The 15,440-nt window shown below is 61.9% G+C and carries 15 protein-coding genes; 12 read left to right on the forward strand and 3 right to left on the reverse strand.

Annotated elements, in window-relative coordinates; translation table 11 throughout:
- Positions 1-29 precede the first annotated feature (29 nt).
- The 4 genes from AB5Y71_RS16430 to bacA all read left to right on the forward strand — a co-directional run bounded on the left by AB5Y71_RS16430 (position 30) and on the right by bacA (position 4,150).
- Positions 30-1,088 carry a UDP-glucose--hexose-1-phosphate uridylyltransferase gene (locus AB5Y71_RS16430; RefSeq protein WP_368172040.1) on the forward strand — a complete coding sequence of 353 codons (1,059 nt, stop codon included), beginning with the start codon at positions 30-32 and terminating at the stop codon, positions 1,086-1,088.
- Positions 1,085-2,233 (forward strand): galactokinase, encoded by a 1,149-nt coding sequence (galK, locus tag AB5Y71_RS16435; protein WP_368172018.1) that lies wholly within the window; start codon positions 1,085-1,087, stop codon positions 2,231-2,233. Before AB5Y71_RS16430 ends, galK begins: the two co-directional genes overlap by 4 nt.
- Positions 2,230-3,219, forward strand: coding sequence for a galactose-1-epimerase (gene galM / locus AB5Y71_RS16440; protein ID WP_368172019.1), 990 nt, complete (start codon positions 2,230-2,232; stop codon positions 3,217-3,219). The genes galK and galM overlap by 4 nt, the downstream gene beginning before the upstream one ends.
- Positions 3,220-3,334: 115 nt before the next feature.
- Positions 3,335-4,150 carry an undecaprenyl-diphosphate phosphatase gene (gene bacA, locus AB5Y71_RS16445; RefSeq protein ID WP_005355537.1) on the forward strand — a complete coding sequence of 272 codons (816 nt, stop codon included), beginning with the start codon at positions 3,335-3,337 and terminating at the stop codon, positions 4,148-4,150.
- Positions 4,151-4,216: 66 nt separating this feature from the next.
- Here bacA and AB5Y71_RS16450 read toward each other — a convergent pair whose 3' ends face one another.
- The 3 genes from AB5Y71_RS16450 to AB5Y71_RS16460 form a co-directional block, all read right to left on the reverse strand.
- On the reverse strand, positions 4,217-4,918 hold the full coding sequence (locus tag AB5Y71_RS16450) for a ChrR family anti-sigma-E factor (RefSeq protein ID WP_201995021.1): 702 nt from the start codon (positions 4,916-4,918) through the stop codon (positions 4,217-4,219).
- A complete protein-coding gene (locus AB5Y71_RS16455; RefSeq protein WP_005355542.1) occupies positions 4,911-5,480 on the reverse strand; it encodes a sigma-70 family RNA polymerase sigma factor in 570 nt (189 codons plus the stop codon). The genes AB5Y71_RS16450 and AB5Y71_RS16455 overlap by 8 nt, the downstream gene beginning before the upstream one ends.
- 140 nt (positions 5,481-5,620) lie before the next feature.
- Positions 5,621-6,187 (reverse strand): LON peptidase substrate-binding domain-containing protein, encoded by a 567-nt coding sequence (locus tag AB5Y71_RS16460; protein ID WP_100652269.1) that lies wholly within the window; start codon positions 6,185-6,187, stop codon positions 5,621-5,623.
- 310 nt (positions 6,188-6,497) lie between these two features.
- Here AB5Y71_RS16460 and argS point away from each other — a divergent pair, with 310 nt between their 5' ends.
- From argS to nirC, 8 genes are all read left to right on the forward strand, one after another.
- Positions 6,498-8,243, forward strand: coding sequence for an arginine--tRNA ligase (argS, locus tag AB5Y71_RS16465; RefSeq protein WP_368172020.1), 1,746 nt, complete (start codon positions 6,498-6,500; stop codon positions 8,241-8,243).
- A gap of 3 nt (positions 8,244-8,246) precedes the next feature.
- Positions 8,247-9,092 (forward strand): SPOR domain-containing protein, encoded by an 846-nt coding sequence (locus AB5Y71_RS16470; protein WP_368172021.1) that lies wholly within the window; start codon positions 8,247-8,249, stop codon positions 9,090-9,092.
- A 29-nt stretch (positions 9,093-9,121) separates the two neighbouring features.
- Positions 9,122-9,316, forward strand: coding sequence for a DUF1737 domain-containing protein (locus AB5Y71_RS16475; protein ID WP_083243790.1), 195 nt, complete (start codon positions 9,122-9,124; stop codon positions 9,314-9,316).
- A 186-nt stretch (positions 9,317-9,502) separates the two neighbouring features.
- A complete protein-coding gene (gene hslV / locus AB5Y71_RS16480) occupies positions 9,503-10,036 on the forward strand; it encodes an ATP-dependent protease subunit HslV (RefSeq protein ID WP_101318598.1) in 534 nt (177 codons plus the stop codon).
- A 66-nt stretch (positions 10,037-10,102) separates the two neighbouring features.
- The gene (hslU, locus tag AB5Y71_RS16485; RefSeq protein ID WP_368172022.1) at positions 10,103-11,431 is read left to right on the forward strand and encodes an HslU--HslV peptidase ATPase subunit; all 1,329 of its coding nucleotides are present in this window, start codon (positions 10,103-10,105) and stop codon (positions 11,429-11,431) included.
- Positions 11,432-11,695: 264 nt separating this feature from the next.
- Positions 11,696-14,242: a nitrite reductase large subunit NirB gene (nirB, locus tag AB5Y71_RS16490; protein ID WP_368172023.1), complete on the forward strand. Its 2,547-nt coding sequence runs from the start codon at positions 11,696-11,698 to the stop codon at positions 14,240-14,242.
- Positions 14,242-14,559: a nitrite reductase small subunit NirD gene (gene nirD / locus AB5Y71_RS16495; RefSeq protein ID WP_005342540.1), complete on the forward strand. Its 318-nt coding sequence runs from the start codon at positions 14,242-14,244 to the stop codon at positions 14,557-14,559. Before nirB ends, nirD begins: the two co-directional genes overlap by 1 nt.
- A 57-nt stretch (positions 14,560-14,616) precedes the next feature.
- Positions 14,617-15,429: a nitrite transporter NirC gene (gene nirC, locus AB5Y71_RS16500; RefSeq protein ID WP_368172024.1), complete on the forward strand. Its 813-nt coding sequence runs from the start codon at positions 14,617-14,619 to the stop codon at positions 15,427-15,429.
- Positions 15,430-15,440: the final 11 nt, after the last annotated feature.

Consider the following 15,440-nt stretch of genomic DNA (forward strand, 5'->3'; position numbering starts at 1 on the left):
ATTTTTCAATACCTTATTCAGGAGAGATGATGTTCAACCCCGTCGATCATCCCCATCGCCGCTTCAACCCGCTGACCGGCCAGTATGTGCTGGTCTCCCCCCACCGGGCCAAACGCCCCTGGCAGGGACAGGTGGAGAAGGTGAGTCAGGCCCCCAAACAGGCCCACGATCCCGACTGTTTCCTCTGCGCGGGCAACACCCGGGTCACCGGCGACATCAACCCCGACTATCAGGGCACCTTCGTCTTTACCAACGACTTCGCCGCCCTGATGCAGGATACCCCGGCCGCCAATAGCGCCAGCGATCCCCTGCTGAAACTGGAGGCCGCCCGCGGCAACAGCCGGGTCATCTGCTTCTCGCCGGATCACGGCAAGACCCTGCCCGAGCTGCCGCTGCCCGCCATCGAGGGGGTGATCACCACCTGGATGGATCAGGTCGCCGAGCTGTCGGCCCAGTGGGAGTGGGTACAGGTATTTGAAAACAAAGGGGCCGTTATGGGCTGCTCCAACCCGCACCCCCACGGCCAGATCTGGGGCAGCGACTTCCTGCCCAACGAGATCGCCCGCGAAGAGCAGCACCAGCGTGACTGGCTGGCCGAGCATGGCCGCCCCATGCTGCTGGAGTATGTGGAGCGGGAGCTGGCGGATCGCTCGCGCATCGTGGTAGATACCGAACACTGGCTTGCCGTGGTCCCCTTCTGGGCCGCCTGGCCGTTCGAAACCCTGCTGCTGCCCAAGGCGCACGTCCCCTCCATGCTCAATATGACCCAGGCCCAGCAACAGGATCTGGCGGTAGCGCTCAAGGAGCTCACCAGCCGTTACGACAACCTGTTCGAGTGCAGCTTCCCCTACTCCATGGGCTGGCACTTTGCCCCGCCCAAATCGGATTGCCCCGAGGCGTGGCAGTTGCATGCCCACTTCTATCCGCCACTACTGCGCTCCGCCACCGTGCGTAAATTCATGGTGGGCTTCGAGATGCTGGCCGAAACCCAGCGTGACCTTACCCCCGAGCAGGCTGCCGAGCGGCTGCGTGCCCTGAGCCCCGTTCACTACAACCAGACCAGCCACACCAATGAGGAGGCCCTATGACCCCCAGCCAACGCGTCAGCACCGTTTTTGCCGAGCAATTTGCCAAAGCGCCCGATCTGCTGGTGCGCGCCCCCGGCCGCGTCAACCTCATCGGTGAACATACCGACTACAACGACGGCTTCGTGCTGCCCTGCGCCATCGACTACGAGACCTGCGTCGCCATCGGCCTGCGCGATGACCGGCAAGTGCAGGTGATCGCCGCCGACTACGACAACCAGCGCGACCAGTTCGACCTCGACCAGCCCATCGAGCACCACCCCAGCCAACGCTGGAGCGACTACATCCGCGGCGTGGTGAAGTATCTGCAGGAGCGCGGTTATGCCCTGCGCGGCCTCGATCTGGTGGTCTCCGGCAACGTGCCGCAGGGGGCGGGGCTCTCCTCCTCTGCCTCGCTGGAAGTAGCCATCGGTCAGGCATTCAAAGAAGCGCTGGGGCTCGATATCAGCCAGGCCGAGATCGCCCTCAACGGCCAGCAGGCGGAGAACAAGTTCGTCGGCTGCAACTGCGGCATCATGGATCAGATGATCTCCGCCAGCGGCAAAACGGATCATGCCCTGCTGCTCGACTGCCGCTCGCTGGAGACCCGTCTCATCCCCATGCCAAGCGATCTGGCAGTGCTGATCGTCAACTCCAACGTGCGTCGCGGTCTGGTGGACAGCGAATACAACACCCGTCGCCAGCAGTGCGAAGCGGCCGCCCGTCACTACGGGGTCAAGGCGCTGCGCGACCTCGATCTGGCCGGACTGGAAGCGGGCAAAGCCGGGCTGGATGAGACCTGCTATCGCCGTGCCCGCCACATCGTCGGTGAAAACGCCCGCACCCTGGCGGCCGCCGATGCGCTGGCGAGCCACGATCTGACACGACTCGGCGAGCTGATGGCCGAATCGCACGCCGCCATGCGCGATGACTTCGAAATCACAGTGCCCGCCATCGACGGTCTGGTGGAGATCATCAAGGCCAGGATCGGCACCGAAGGCGGCGTGCGGATGACTGGCGGCGGCTTCGGCGGCTGCGTGGTCGCCCTGCTGCGTCCCGAGCAAGTGGCCGAGGTGATTGCCGCCGTCGAGGCGGAGTATCCGGCCATCTCGGGCCTCAAGGCCGACTGCTACGTCTGCTCTGCCAGCGCCGGTGCAGGCAAGCTATGAGCAGCGCCATGACGCCATTCGAGCTGGAAAATGAAGAGGGGCTGCGGCTGCGCGGCCTCGACTTCGGCGCCACCCTCACCTCCCTCACCCTGCCGGTGGCGGGCAAACGGCGTGAAGTGCTGCTGGGCTGTGCCGACGACACCTATCCCATCCAGCAGGTGTGGCTGGGCGCGGTGGCAGGACGCTTTGCCAACCGCATCGGCGGTGCCGAGCTGGTGCGTGATGGACAGCGCTGGCCGCTGAATGCCAATCAGGCCCCCAACTGTCTGCACGGCGGGCAGGCAGGCTTTCATCGCCAGCGCTGGCAAATCAAGGAGCTGGAGGCGGATCGGGTCAAGCTGGCGTTGCTCTCCCGGGCGGGGGATCAGGGCTTTCCCGGCAATCTGCTGGTCACCCTGGAGTACCGGCTGGAGCAGAGCGATCTGGTGGTCGATTTTGTGGCCAGCACGGATGCCACAACCCCGGTCAGCCTCACCAGCCACGCCTACTTCAATCTCGATGGGCAAACCGATGGCGGAGATGTCCGTGACCACCTCATCAGCATCAATGCCGACCACTTCCTGCCGACCGACCCGATCGGTTTGCCGATCGCCATCACTCCGGTGGAGGGGCCATTCGATCTGCGCCGCGAGCGCCTGATTGGCCAGGATTGGCTGAACCATCCCCAGCAGCAACAGGCCAAGGGGTACGATCATGCGTTTCTGCTCAACGGCCCGACATCAGAATGGGCCGCTCGGATAGTCTCTGGCGACAAGCAGTTGGCGATGGAGGTCTACACCAACCAACCCTCGCTGCAGTTTTACACCGGCAACTGGCTGGCCAATACCCCGAACCGCAGCGGCCTGTCGCACCGGGATCACGACGGCTTCTGTCTTGAGGCGCAACAGCTACCGGACAGCCCGAATCGCCCCGAGCTGGGCAACCCCTGGCTGCTGCCTGGCGAGCGTTATCACCACCAGACCCGCTACCGCTTTATCCGCGACTAACTTAAAGAATTCATGATTTTTACATAGCCTCAGCAGTCACAATCGAGCAAGATATGCCGCCCCGAGACCCTTTCGGGGCGTTTTTACATCAACGAAGTTAAGGATTGTTTGTTCGATGACTGACACTTATAGCCTGCTGGTCGCCTTTATTCTGGGCGTCGTCGAGGGGCTGACCGAGTTCCTCCCCGTCTCCTCCACCGGCCACATGATTATCGTCGGCCATCTGCTGGGCTTTGAAGGGCCCAAGGCTGCCACTTTCGAAGTGGTGATCCAGCTTGGCTCCATCCTCGCCGTGGTCGCCGTCTTCTGGCGCCGCCTGTTTGGCCTGATTGGCATCCACTTCGGCCAGAAGCCGTCCCGGGATCACGCGACCCTGTCGCTGGTGCATGTCATCCTCGGCATGATGCCCGCCATCGTGGTCGGTCTGGCCATCCACAGCTGGATCAAGGCCAACCTGTTTGGTCCGCAGACCGTAATGTACGCGCTGGTCGCGGGGGGCATCCTGCTGATCATCGCCGAGAAGTTCCGCCCGGCCGTCACAGCCGAAACCCTGGATGACATCAGCTACAAGCAGGCGTTCGGCATCGGTCTGTTCCAGTGTCTGGCCCTGTGGCCCGGCTTCTCCCGCTCCGGCGCCACCATCAGTGGTGGCATGCTGATGGGGATCAGTCGTCACGCCGCCGCCGAGTTCTCTTTCATCATGGCGGTGCCCATGATGGTGGCGGCCAGTGGGCTTGATCTCTACAAGAGCCGCGATTTCCTCTCGATGGCCGACTTCCCGATGTTTGCTGTGGGCTTTATCACCGCCTTCGTGGTGGCGATGTTTGCGATCAAGACCTTCCTGACATTGATCCGCCGCATCGACTTTATCCCGTTCGCCATCTACCGCTTTATCGTGGCATTCGCCGTCTATCTGGTGTTTGTAGCCTGACCGGCAACCAGCAATCAAATGAAAAAAGGGACCAATATGGTCCCTTTTTCTATGGCGTCATAGTGCTCAGTAGAGGTGCTGGCTGATGCCATTCAGCAGCCGCGACAACCCCTTGGTGAACTGCACCGGCGCATCCTGCACCGTGTAGCAGAGGCAACCGTCCGGCGTATGCGGGCTGTGGGAGTGGCTGGCATCACGCCAGATGAAATCCCCCGCCTTGTAAAGGGTATCGCCATCCTGAATATTGCCAGCCAGCAGCAGGGTCAGCTCATAGCCCTGATGGGTGTGCTCGGGGATGCGGCCGCCCGCTTCGATATGGAGCAGGCTGGCGCGTGCCCCCATCTCGTCCAGCGGCAAACTCTGCTGACGAATAGCCCCGATATGGCGCCACTTGGGCGAACGGTAGCGGGCCAGCACCCGTGGCAAACGGTAGGCGTGACCGGCCACCTCCAGCTCGCCGGGCTGGACTCGGGGCTGGTCATATGTTGGCTCGGAGAGGGGCTCAGCCAGCGGCTGGGCCAGAATCTCCGCCAGCATGGCGTCGAATCCGGCATCCAGCGCTACTTCATCTTCATCGCGGGAGTCCAGCTCGGGCTCTGCTGGCGAAGCAAGATATTGCTGCGCCAGCTCCTCTTCGAATGTCTTCAGTCGGGCAGCACAATCGGGGCAGAGTTCACAGTGGGCGGAGAGCCCCACCGCCAGCGGCAGAGGGAGCTCGTCGGCGGCGAAGGCACGCAGCATAGGGTCGGTCGGATGGGCTTTAATCATGGCCTTGCTCCACTTGCTCTTTCAATTTCTGTAACGCCAGTCTAAGGCGGGACTTGATGGTGCCGAGCGGCACGCCGAGTCGCTCCGCCAGCTCCTGCTGGGAGAACTCCTGCAGATAGATGCCGCGCACCACCTGCTGTTGCGGCTCCGGCAGGGTGCCCAGATAGTGGGCCATCTGACGGGTCAGCACCGCATCCTCACCCCCGCTCAGATGCTCCTCTTCGGCCTGAAACTCCAGCACCGGCCACAGCTCCTCGGCACAGAGATCCTCCTTGCTGGCGCGACGACGGCGCAGCATGTCGAAGCACTGGTTGCGCATCACGGTGTAGATCCAGGTGGTCGGCGCCCCCTTCTCGGGGTGGTAGAGGCGCGCCTTTTGCCACACCAGCAGCATGGTCTCCTGCACCAGCTCCATGGCGTTGGCTTCGCTGCCGAGGTGGCGCAGGCCGTAGCTGCGAATGCGCGGCGCAAAGTGTTGGAACAGGCGGGCAAAAGCAGCCTTGTCGGCCTGCTCTGCCACCCTGATCAGCAGAGATTTGAGGTCGCCATCCGGGTTATCCATCACGGGCGAGGTCCTGCGTATGGTCGAGTGTGGTTGGCCAGTATATGCCATTGCGCCATCCCTTTGGTGTGCTGTCGAACATGCTGTGGTGATGACTTGTACGACGCTGCGGCAGTGGCGGATCAGCGGGTCAGAAAAAATCAGTGACTGGCCACCAGTACCCCCTTGAGCAGGGCGATGGCGGGCTGATTGTCGGCGGCGGCCAGCAGCAGCTGCTTCTGTTCGGGGGGGATCGGCAGCACCTCCAGCCAGCGCTGGGCCACCCAGTTGCCATCGTCCCAGCAGGGGGCGGGATAGAGGGCGGCATAGTCGGGATAGTCGGCAAACACCTCCCGCAGCGCCTCGACCAGCGGTTGCTGATCGGGATGGAGCCGGCGGGGCGGCCAGGCCGTCAGCGGCGTCACCTCGCCGATACGCAGGCCATCCTGCTCCTGCCACAGATCCTCTATTTGCACCCGCTCCATCCCCTGCACCGTGATCCCCAGCATGCCGTCCGGCAGCCGATCGAAATCGATGATGGTGACCCGGGTGGCGATGGGCAGCATGTTGCGCAGGGCGTCGGGCTGGCGAGGGTCCACCATGCAGAGGGCAAAGCCGGACTCCCCCGCCTCGGCAATCATCCGCTGGTATCTCGGTTCGAAGATCCGCAGCGGCATGATGCCGCCGGGCAGCAGGTGAGCAGATAGGGGAAACAGCGCCAGTCGCATCGCAAACTCCTCGGTTGGGAACCTCTGTTGATACGCCGGGCCAGAGGGAGGAGATCATTCCCGTCATCGGAAAGGAAAAACCCTTAACAATCAGGGGAAAATAGCCTGGACAAGCCGCTTCGATATGCAGTAGAAATGGATAAGCACCGTAATTTCCGCCCAATATTCTGGAATATGGCGCCAAACGCAGTGAAATATCCGCCCGACAGCGAGCGGCGGGTCATCCCTATAGTTTTCTCGGGCCGATGCGGGTAAAATTCACGCCCTTATATATCAGTCATTTTTCGACGCGCAACCTTGGTGGTCAGTTATGAAAGAGCATATTCATCATCTACTTGAACAAACGGTAGCCAATCTCAAGTCAGCAGGCGTCCTGCCGGCGGACCTGGAAGCCCGCGTGCAAGTAGACCGATGCAAGGAAAAAGCTCACGGCGACCTGGCTACCAACCTGGCCATGCTGCTGGCCAAACCGGCCCGCAAGAATCCCCGTGAGCTGGCGGCTGCCATCATCGAGCACCTGCCAGCCTCCGACCTGATCGCCAAGGTCGAGATCGCCGGTCCCGGCTTCATCAACTTCTTCTTCGACCAGCGCTGGCTGGCCGGTCAGGTCGAGGCCATGGTGACCTCTGCCAACGCCAACGTACGGTTGCCCGCGCCACAAACCGTGGTGGTGGACTACTCCGCCCCCAACGTGGCCAAAGAGATGGCGGTGCACCACATCCGCTCCACCGTACTCGGTGACGTGGCCGCTCGCGCGCTGGAATTCCTCGGCCACAAAGTGATCCGCGCCAACCACATCGGCGACTGGGGCACCCAGTTCGGCATGCTGATCGCCTATCTGGAGAAGATGTCCAACGAGCACGCCAGCGACATGGCACTCAAGGATCTGGAAGCCTTCTACACCCAGGCCAAGCGTTGCTACGACGAAGACGAAGCCTTCGCCGAGCGTGCCCGTAACTATGTGGTCAAGCTGCAGGGCGGCGATGAGTACTGCCGTACCATGTGGAAGAAGCTGGTCGACATGACCATGGAACAGAACCAGATCAACTACGACCGCCTGAATGTCTCCCTGACCAACAAGGACATCATGGGCGAGTCCATGTACAACGACATGCTGCCGGAGATCGTGGCCGACCTGAAATCCAGGGGGCTGGCGGTCGAGAGCGAAGGCGCCACCGTTGTCTTCCTGGACGAGTTCAAGAACAAGGATGGCGAGGCCATGGGCGTCATCATCCAGAAGAGCGATGGCGGTTTCCTCTACACCACCACCGACATCGCCTGTGCCAAATACCGTTATGAAACCCTGGGCGCCGACCGTGTCATGTACTTCATCGACTCCCGTCAGCACCAGCACCTGATGCAGGCCTGGACCATCACCCGCAAAGCGGGCTATGTGCCGGAATCCGTCCCGCTCGAGCACCACGCCTTCGGCATGATGCTGGGCAAGGATGGCCGTCCCTACAAGACCCGCTCTGGTGGCACCGTCAAGCTGGTTGATCTGCTGAACGAGGCCGAAGAGCGCGCCGCCGCCCTGCTGGAAAGCCGCAACAGCGACCTCTCCGCCGAAGAGAAGGCCAACGTGGTCAACGCCATCGCCATGGGGGCGGTGAAGTATGCGGATCTCTCCAAGAACCGTACCACCGACTACATCTTCGACTGGGACATGATGCTCTCCTTTGAAGGCAACACTGCTCCTTACCTGCAGTATGCCTACACCCGGATCCAGTCCATCTTCCGCAAGGCCAACATCGATGCCGAGACTCTTGGCGGTAATGTAACCCTGAACGAAGAGGCGGAAGAGGTGCTGGCCCAGAAGCTGATCCAGTTCTCCGACGCGGTCAACGGCGTGGCAGACAAAGGCATGCCGCACCTGCTCTGTACCTACCTGTACGAGTTGTCCGGCAACTTCATGACCTTCTATGAAGCCTGCCCGATCAACAAGGATGGCGTGGACGAGGCAACCCGTCAGAGCCGTCTGCTGCTGTGCGCCGCTACCGCCAAGGTGCTGAAACTGGGCCTCGGCGTACTGGGCATCCATACCCTGGAGCGCATGTAATAGATGGCAACCCGGGATTATGTCGGCAGCCGCCCGCGACGTCGGGCGGGTGGCCGCAATACCAAGAAAGCGGCCCCTCGCCGCTTTCCTGTTATTCCAGTGCTGCTGGTCGTGGCACTGCTGGCAGGCTTTGGTGGCTTCCTTTACATGATCAATGGCAAGGGTAATGATGCCCCCACCATTGAGGAGCAGGTAAAGGCCAACAAGCCAAAAGCGCAGAATAACGGGCTGCCTCAGGAGAAGTGGAGCTACATCGAACGGCTTGAGAACAAGCAGGTCGATATCATAGAGCCGCCGACCCAGCCGGGTGTGCTGCCGCCACCACCGGCAGATACCCTGACCCTGCAGCCGGAAAAACTGCCTCAGCCGGTGCCGACCGACATTCCCCAACCGGGAACGCCCATCGGCCAGCCCAAGCCCTATCAGCCGAATCCGGCGACCACCCCTTCCACCTCGGGCGCACCGGTTGCCAACGCGCAAGAGCAGGCGATCGACCGCAAGGCCGAACGGGAGCGGATGGAGCGGGAGATCCGCGCCGAGCTGGAACGGGAGCGCGCCGAAGCGGCCAAGGCCAAAGCGGCCACCCCGCCAGCCCAGACCGCAGCCGCCGACAGTGGTCGCTATATGATGCAGTGCGCCGCCCTGCGCTCGCAGGATTCCGCAGAGTCGCTCAAGGCGCGTATCGCCTTCACCGCCGGCCTCTCTTCCAGCCTGCAGGTGATCAATGGCGCCAACGGTACCGTCTACAAGGTGATGGTGGGCCCCTTCAACGGCAAGGCGGCCGCCGACGCGGCCAACAGCAAGCTGCAGAGCTCCGGTATCAGCGGCTGCATTCCCAAGAAGGGTTAGCATACTGTCACCAGCAGGAGAACCAGAGCATGACAAATTCGAAACAGCCACCAAATGGCCTTCCGGTTTACCGCTTAATTACTGGGCCTGATGACGCGACATTTTGTTTTCGTGTCAGCGAGGCACTAGCTCAAGGCTACACGCTGTATGGTTCTCCCTCGGCGACGTTCAATGGCCAAACTGTGATCGTGTGCCAAGCGGTAGTCTGGTCTGAAACAAAATAATGCGGATAGTTTGCAGCAGGGCCGGGTGGCAACACCCGGCCCTGTTCTTTTGGTGTCACTCGCACCCACCCTGATTGCTACCCCGTTTATCCCGACCAAAGGCAGGGTTGAAAAGCCCGTTTGCCATCCCCATCTTTCTTGCCATGCACAGTCAGGCCGTCATTCGGCTCAAGCGAGGTAAGTAAAGTGACTACCATAGTTTCAGTTCGCCGCAACGGTCAGGTCGTCATCGGTGGCGATGGCCAGGTCTCTCTTGGCAATACCGTCATGAAGGGCAACGCCCGCAAGGTTCATCGTCTCTATAACGGCAAGGTACTGGCAGGTTTTGCCGGTGGTACCGCCGACGCCTTCACCCTGCTCGAGCGTTTCGAAGCAAAACTGCAGGCCCATCAGGGTAATCTGGAGCGCGCCGCCGTGGCGCTGGCCAAAGATTGGCGCACCGATCGCGCCCTGCGCCGCCTCGAAGCGCTGCTGGCCGTGGCCGACGAACACAAATCCTTCATCATCACCGGCAACGGTGACGTGGTGCAGCCGGAGCACGATCTCATCGCCATCGGCAGCGGCGGCAACTTCGCCCAGTCCGCCGCCATCGCCCTGCTGGAAAACACCGAGCTGGATGCCAGGACCATTGTCGAGAAGTCCCTCAAGATTGCGGGCGACATCTGCGTCTTCACCAATGGCAACCACACCATCGAAGTGCTGGACTACACAGCCAAATAAGGCCACCAGCCAACCCCCATTCTCCAAGGGGCGGGCACTGCCCGCCCCGGATACAGGAACACCATCATGTCCGAGATGACCCCGAGAGAAATCGTCCACGAGCTGGACAGACACATCATTGGTCAGGCCGATGCCAAGCGTGCCGTTGCCGTTGCCCTGCGCAACCGCTGGCGCCGGATGCAACTCGATGAAGAGATGCGCCATGAAGTAACCCCGAAAAACATCCTGATGATTGGCCCGACCGGTGTCGGCAAGACCGAGATCGCCCGTCGTCTGGCCAAGCTGGCCAACGCCCCCTTCATCAAGGTGGAAGCGACCAAGTTCACCGAAGTGGGCTATGTCGGCAAGGAAGTGGACAGCATCATCCGCGATCTGACCGATGCCGCCATCAAGCTGGTGCGCGAAACCGAGATGGAGAAGATGAAATACCGCGCCGAGGAGGCCGCCGAAGAGCGCATCCTCGACGCCCTGCTGCCCAACCCGCGCAACACCTGGGGTGAGGAAGAGAAAGCCGACAACTCCAACACCCGCCAGATCTTCCGCAAGAAGCTGCGGGAAGGTCAGCTGGATGACAAGGAGATCGAGCTGGAGCTCTCCGCCTCCCCGATGGGCGTCGAAATCATGACCCCGCCGGGCATGGAAGAGATGGCCAACCAGCTGCAGGGACTGTTCCAGAACCTGGGCCAGAACCAGAAGAAGAAGCGCAAGATCAAGGTCAAAGAGGCCATGAAGACGCTGATCGAAGAGGAAGCGGCCCGTCTGGTCAATCCGGAAGAGCTGAAGCAGAAAGCGATCGCCGCAGTTGAAAACAACGGCATCGTCTTCCTCGACGAGATCGACAAGATCTGCAAACGCGGCGAGAGCTCGGGCCCCGATGTTTCCCGTGAAGGGGTACAGCGCGACCTGCTGCCGCTGGTCGAGGGCTGCACCGTCAACACCAAGCACGGCATGGTCAAGACCGACCACATCCTGTTTGTCGCCTCCGGCGCCTTCCAGATCGCCAAGCCGTCAGATCTGATCCCCGAGCTGCAGGGCCGTCTGCCGATCCGGGTCGAGCTGACCGCGCTGACTACCGATGACTTCGAGCGGATCCTGACCGAGCCGAACGCCTCCCTGACCGATCAGTACAAGGCGCTGATGGCCACCGAAGGGGTCAATATCGAGTTCACCAAGGATGGCATCCGCCGTCTGGCCGAAGCGGCCTGGCAGGTCAACGAGCGTACCGAGAACATCGGTGCCCGTCGTCTGCACACCGTGATGGAGCGCCTGATGGAAGATATCTCCTATGACGCCTCCGAGAAGTCCGGCGAGACCTTTGTCATCGACACCGACTACGTCAACGCCCACCTCGGTGCGCTTGTCGAGGATGAGGATCTGAGCCGCTTTATTCTGTAAGCGCAGTTCCGTTTGTAAAAAAACGCCTCCAGAAATGGGGGCGTTTTGCATTTTAAGACATAGCCCCCTTCTCTCTATGTCCCACTCGCACCCAGCTGCAAAACACTCAACTGGTATACCTATTTTTGTATATCTTTGAATTTTATCGAATTACCCCTGATGAGATATATAAATAGACACTTGATTTGCATCAATTGCCCGCCCCGACTGACTGGGTAGCCTAGCCCCAGAATGATGTTTTATTACTCCAAACTAGAGGCAATCATGAGCAAAGTCAGACTGGTCGTTGTGGGTAACGGCATGGTGGGGCACCGCTTCATCGAAGAGTTGATCGAGCGGGCCGCCCCGGGCCGCTACGAGATCACCGTCTTCGGTGCAGAACCCCGCCCCGCCTACGATCGCGTCCATCTCTCCTCCTACTTCTCCCATCACACCAGCGAAGATCTCTCCCTCGTCAAACCCGGTTTCTACGACAAGCACGGCATCCGCCTGCTGCTCGGCGAAGCGGTGAAAAAAATCGACAGGGCCAACCGCGAAGTGCACTCCAACAAGGGTACTGTGGTCGGGTACGACAAGCTGGTGCTGGCCACCGGCTCCTACCCCTGGGTGCCGCCCATTGCGGGCAGTCAGCACCACGAGTGCTTCGTCTATCGCACCATCGAGGATCTGAAAGCCATCCGCAGCGCCGCCAAAAGTGGCAGGAGCGGAGTGGTGATCGGGGGCGGCCTGCTTGGCCTCGAAGCGGCCGGTGCCCTCAAGGCACTGGGTCTAGAGACCCACGTGGTGGAATTTGCTCCGGTACTGATGGCCGAGCAGCTCGACGGTCAGGGCGGCCAGCTGCTGCGCCGCAAGATTGAATCCATGGGCGTGCAGGTACACACCAGCAAGAGCACCAGCGAGATCCTGATGCATGGCGGCGAGCAGGCGAAACACCGCCTCGCCTTTGCCGATGGCAGCCAGCTGGAAGTGGACGTGGTGGTCTTCTCCACCGGCATTCGCCCGCAAGATACCCTCGGCCGTTACGGTGATCTCGCCATCGCCGAGCGCGGCGGCATCGTCATCGACGATCACTGCCTCACCTCCGACCCCGACATCTACGCCATCGGCGAGTGCGCCGCCTGGCAGGGCCGCTTCTTCGGGCTGGTGGCACCGGGCTATAAGATGGCCCAGATCACCGTCGACCATCTGCTCGGCGGCGACAGCCGATTCGAAGGGGCAGACATGAGCGCCAAGCTCAAGCTGCTCGGCGTCTCCGTCGGCTCCATCGGTGATGCCCACGGCCGCACCCCGGGCAGCCACAGCTATGTGTTCCAGGACGATCAGGCCGGCGTCTACAAGAAGATCGTGGTGAGCGAGGACAACAGCCGATTGCTCGGTGCCGTGCTGGTGGGTGACGTGGAAGATTACGGCAACCTGCTGCAGATGATGCTCAACGCCCTGCCGCTGCCGAGCCACCCGGACACCCTGATCCTGCCCGCCTACGCCGGTGCCAAGCCGACGCTGGGGGTGGATGCCCTGCCGGAAAGCGCCCAGATCTGCTCCTGCTTCGACGTCTCCAAGGGCGACATCGCCAAGGCGGTGGCCGAGGGTCACACCACGCTGGCCGCCATCAAGCAGCAGACCAAGGCCGGTACCGGCTGTGGCGGCTGCGTGCCGCTCATCAGTCAGGTGCTCAACGCCGAACTGGTGAAGCAGGGCATCGAGGTCAACAACCACCTCTGCGCCCACTTCCCCCACTCCCGTCAGGAGCTGTTCCATCTGGTCAAGGTGGAGGGGATCAAGAGCTTCGACGAACTGCTGGCCAAACACGGTCAGGGCTATGGCTGCGAGGTGTGCAAACCGACCGTCGGCTCCATCCTCGCCTCCTGCTGGAACGAGCATGTGCTGAGCCCGCGCAATATCCCGCTGCAGGACACCAACGACATCTTCCTCGGCAACATGCAAAAGGACGGCAGCTACTCCGTCATCCCGCGCATGGCCGGTGGTGAAGTGACCCCGGAAGGGCTGCTGGCGGTGGCCGAAGTAGCCCGCGACTACAAGCTCTACACCAAGATCACCGGCGCCCAGCGCATCGGTCTGTTCGGGGCCCAGAAGGATGATCTGCCCGCCATCTGGCGCAAGCTGCTGGCGGCAGGATTCGAGACAGGTCAGGCCTACGCCAAGGCGCTGCGCATGGCCAAGACCTGCGTCGGCAGCACCTGGTGCCGCTTCGGCGTGCAGGACAGCGTTGGCCTCGGGGTCTTCCTCGAGAACCGCTACAAGGGCATTCGCACCCCGCACAAGATGAAGTTCGGCGTCTCCGGCTGTACCCGCGAATGTGCGGAAGCGCAGGGCAAGGATGTCGGCATCATCGCCACCGACGCTGGCTGGAACCTCTATGTGGGCGGCAACGGCGGCATGAAGCCGCGCCACGCCGACCTGCTGGCGTCTGACCTCGACCGAGAGACCCTCATCAAGCTGATCGACCGCTTTATGATGTTCTACGTCACCAGCGCCGACAAACTGCAGCGCACCTCGGTCTGGCTCGGCAATCTGGAAGGGGGCGTCGACTACCTGCGCGAAGTGATCGTCGACGACAAGCTGGGGCTGGCCGAGACGCTGGAGCGCGATATCCAGACCCTCATCGACAGCTACGAGTGCGAATGGTCGCGCACCCTCAACGAAGAGGAGGCGCTCAAGCGCTTCAGCCACTTCATCAACAGCGACAAGCGCGATCCGGACGTCCAGTTCGTCGCCGAACGCGACCAGCATCGACCGGCGACCCCGGCCGAGCGCATCCCCGTCTACCAGATCGAGGTGGAGACCAAATGATGAAACTTGCCTGCCAACTCAACGACATTCTGCCGGGAACCGGTGTCTGCGCACTCATTGAGGGTCGCCAGATCGCCCTGTTCCGCCCGAGCGCGGCCGCCGAGGTGTTCGCCATCGACAACCGGGATCCCTTCTTCGCCGCCAACGTGCTGTCGCGGGGCCTGATCTGCGAACACGACGGCGAACTCTGGGTGGCCAGCCCGCTCAAGAAGCAGCGCTTTCGCCTGAGCGACGGCCACTGTTTCGACAATCCCGCCATGTCGGTTCAAAGCTACCCCGTTGAAGTACGCGACCAGCAGATCTGGGTCGCCGTCTAACGCCGATTTCACTCTCTTTCGGGCTGCCTGTGGGCAGCCCTTTCAAGGACTCACAAGATGTACACGGAAACCATCAACAAGTGCGCCGCCAACGCGGCCCGCATCAACCGCTTCGAGCGCAGCGACAAGCTCGGCTTCTGGCTCAGCTCCGCCATGGCGGGGGCCTATGTGGGCCTCGGCATCATCCTCATCTTCACCCTCGGTAATCTGGTGGATCCCGCCATACGGCCGCTGGTGATGGGGGCCACCTTCGGCATCGCCCTGACGCTCGTCATCATCGCCGGCTCCGAGCTGTTTACCGGCCACACCATGTTCCTCACCTTCGGGGTGAAGACGGGCAAGATCACCATGGCCGACCTGCTGCGCATCCTGCCGCAGACCTGGGCGGGCAATCTGATTGGCTCCGTTGTGGTGGCTCTGATCTACTCCTACGGCGGCAGCCTGCTGCCGGACGCAGGCAGTCTGGCCCACAAGGTGGCGCTGGCCAAAACCCAGGCCCCGGCGCTGACCCTGTTTATGAAGGGGATCCTCTGCAACTGGCTGGTCTGCCTCGCCATCTGGATGGCGCTGCGCACCGAAGGGGCTGCCCGCTTCATCGCTATCTGGTGGTGCCTGCTGGCCTTTATCGCCTCCGGCTACGAGCACTCCATCGCCAACATGACCCTGTTCGCCCTCTCCTGGTTCGGCGCCCACTCCGATGCCTATACCCTGGGCGGCATCGGCCACAACCTGCTGTGGGTGACCCTGGGCAACACCGTCTCCGGCGTCCTCTTTATGGGCCTCGGCTACTGGTATGCCACCCCCAAGGCGGAGCGCCCGGTCGCAATGAGCGAGACCACCAGCACCGCCAACCAGACCCGAACCGCCTGATCCGGAGGCCC

It is taken from the genome of Aeromonas sp. R9-2, assembly GCF_040908025.1.
Classification (GTDB): domain Bacteria; phylum Pseudomonadota; class Gammaproteobacteria; order Enterobacterales; family Aeromonadaceae; genus Aeromonas; species Aeromonas veronii.

Bases quoted from the DNA above. Each gene is read 5' to 3' on its own strand.
- bacA (WP_005355537.1), top strand. From the start codon at position 3,335: ATGACTGACACTTATAGCCTGCTGGTCGCCTTTATTCTGGGCGTCGTC.
- AB5Y71_RS16450 (WP_201995021.1), bottom strand. From the start codon at position 4,918: ATGATTAAAGCCCATCCGACCGACCCTATGCTGCGTGCCTTCGCCGCC.
- galM (WP_368172019.1), top strand. From the start codon at position 2,230: ATGAGCAGCGCCATGACGCCATTCGAGCTGGAAAATGAAGAGGGGCTG.
- AB5Y71_RS16430 (WP_368172040.1), top strand. From the start codon at position 30: ATGTTCAACCCCGTCGATCATCCCCATCGCCGCTTCAACCCGCTGACC.
- AB5Y71_RS16475 (WP_083243790.1), top strand. From the start codon at position 9,122: ATGACAAATTCGAAACAGCCACCAAATGGCCTTCCGGTTTACCGCTTA.
- galK (WP_368172018.1), top strand. From the start codon at position 1,085: ATGACCCCCAGCCAACGCGTCAGCACCGTTTTTGCCGAGCAATTTGCC.
- AB5Y71_RS16460 (WP_100652269.1), bottom strand. From the start codon at position 6,187: ATGCGACTGGCGCTGTTTCCCCTATCTGCTCACCTGCTGCCCGGCGGC.
- hslU (WP_368172022.1), top strand. From the start codon at position 10,103: ATGTCCGAGATGACCCCGAGAGAAATCGTCCACGAGCTGGACAGACAC.
- nirC (WP_368172024.1), top strand. From the start codon at position 14,617: ATGTACACGGAAACCATCAACAAGTGCGCCGCCAACGCGGCCCGCATC.
- AB5Y71_RS16470 (WP_368172021.1), top strand. From the start codon at position 8,247: ATGGCAACCCGGGATTATGTCGGCAGCCGCCCGCGACGTCGGGCGGGT.
- argS (WP_368172020.1), top strand. From the start codon at position 6,498: ATGAAAGAGCATATTCATCATCTACTTGAACAAACGGTAGCCAATCTC.
- nirD (WP_005342540.1), top strand. From the start codon at position 14,242: ATGAAACTTGCCTGCCAACTCAACGACATTCTGCCGGGAACCGGTGTC.
- nirB (WP_368172023.1), top strand. From the start codon at position 11,696: ATGAGCAAAGTCAGACTGGTCGTTGTGGGTAACGGCATGGTGGGGCAC.
- AB5Y71_RS16455 (WP_005355542.1), bottom strand. From the start codon at position 5,480: ATGGATAACCCGGATGGCGACCTCAAATCTCTGCTGATCAGGGTGGCA.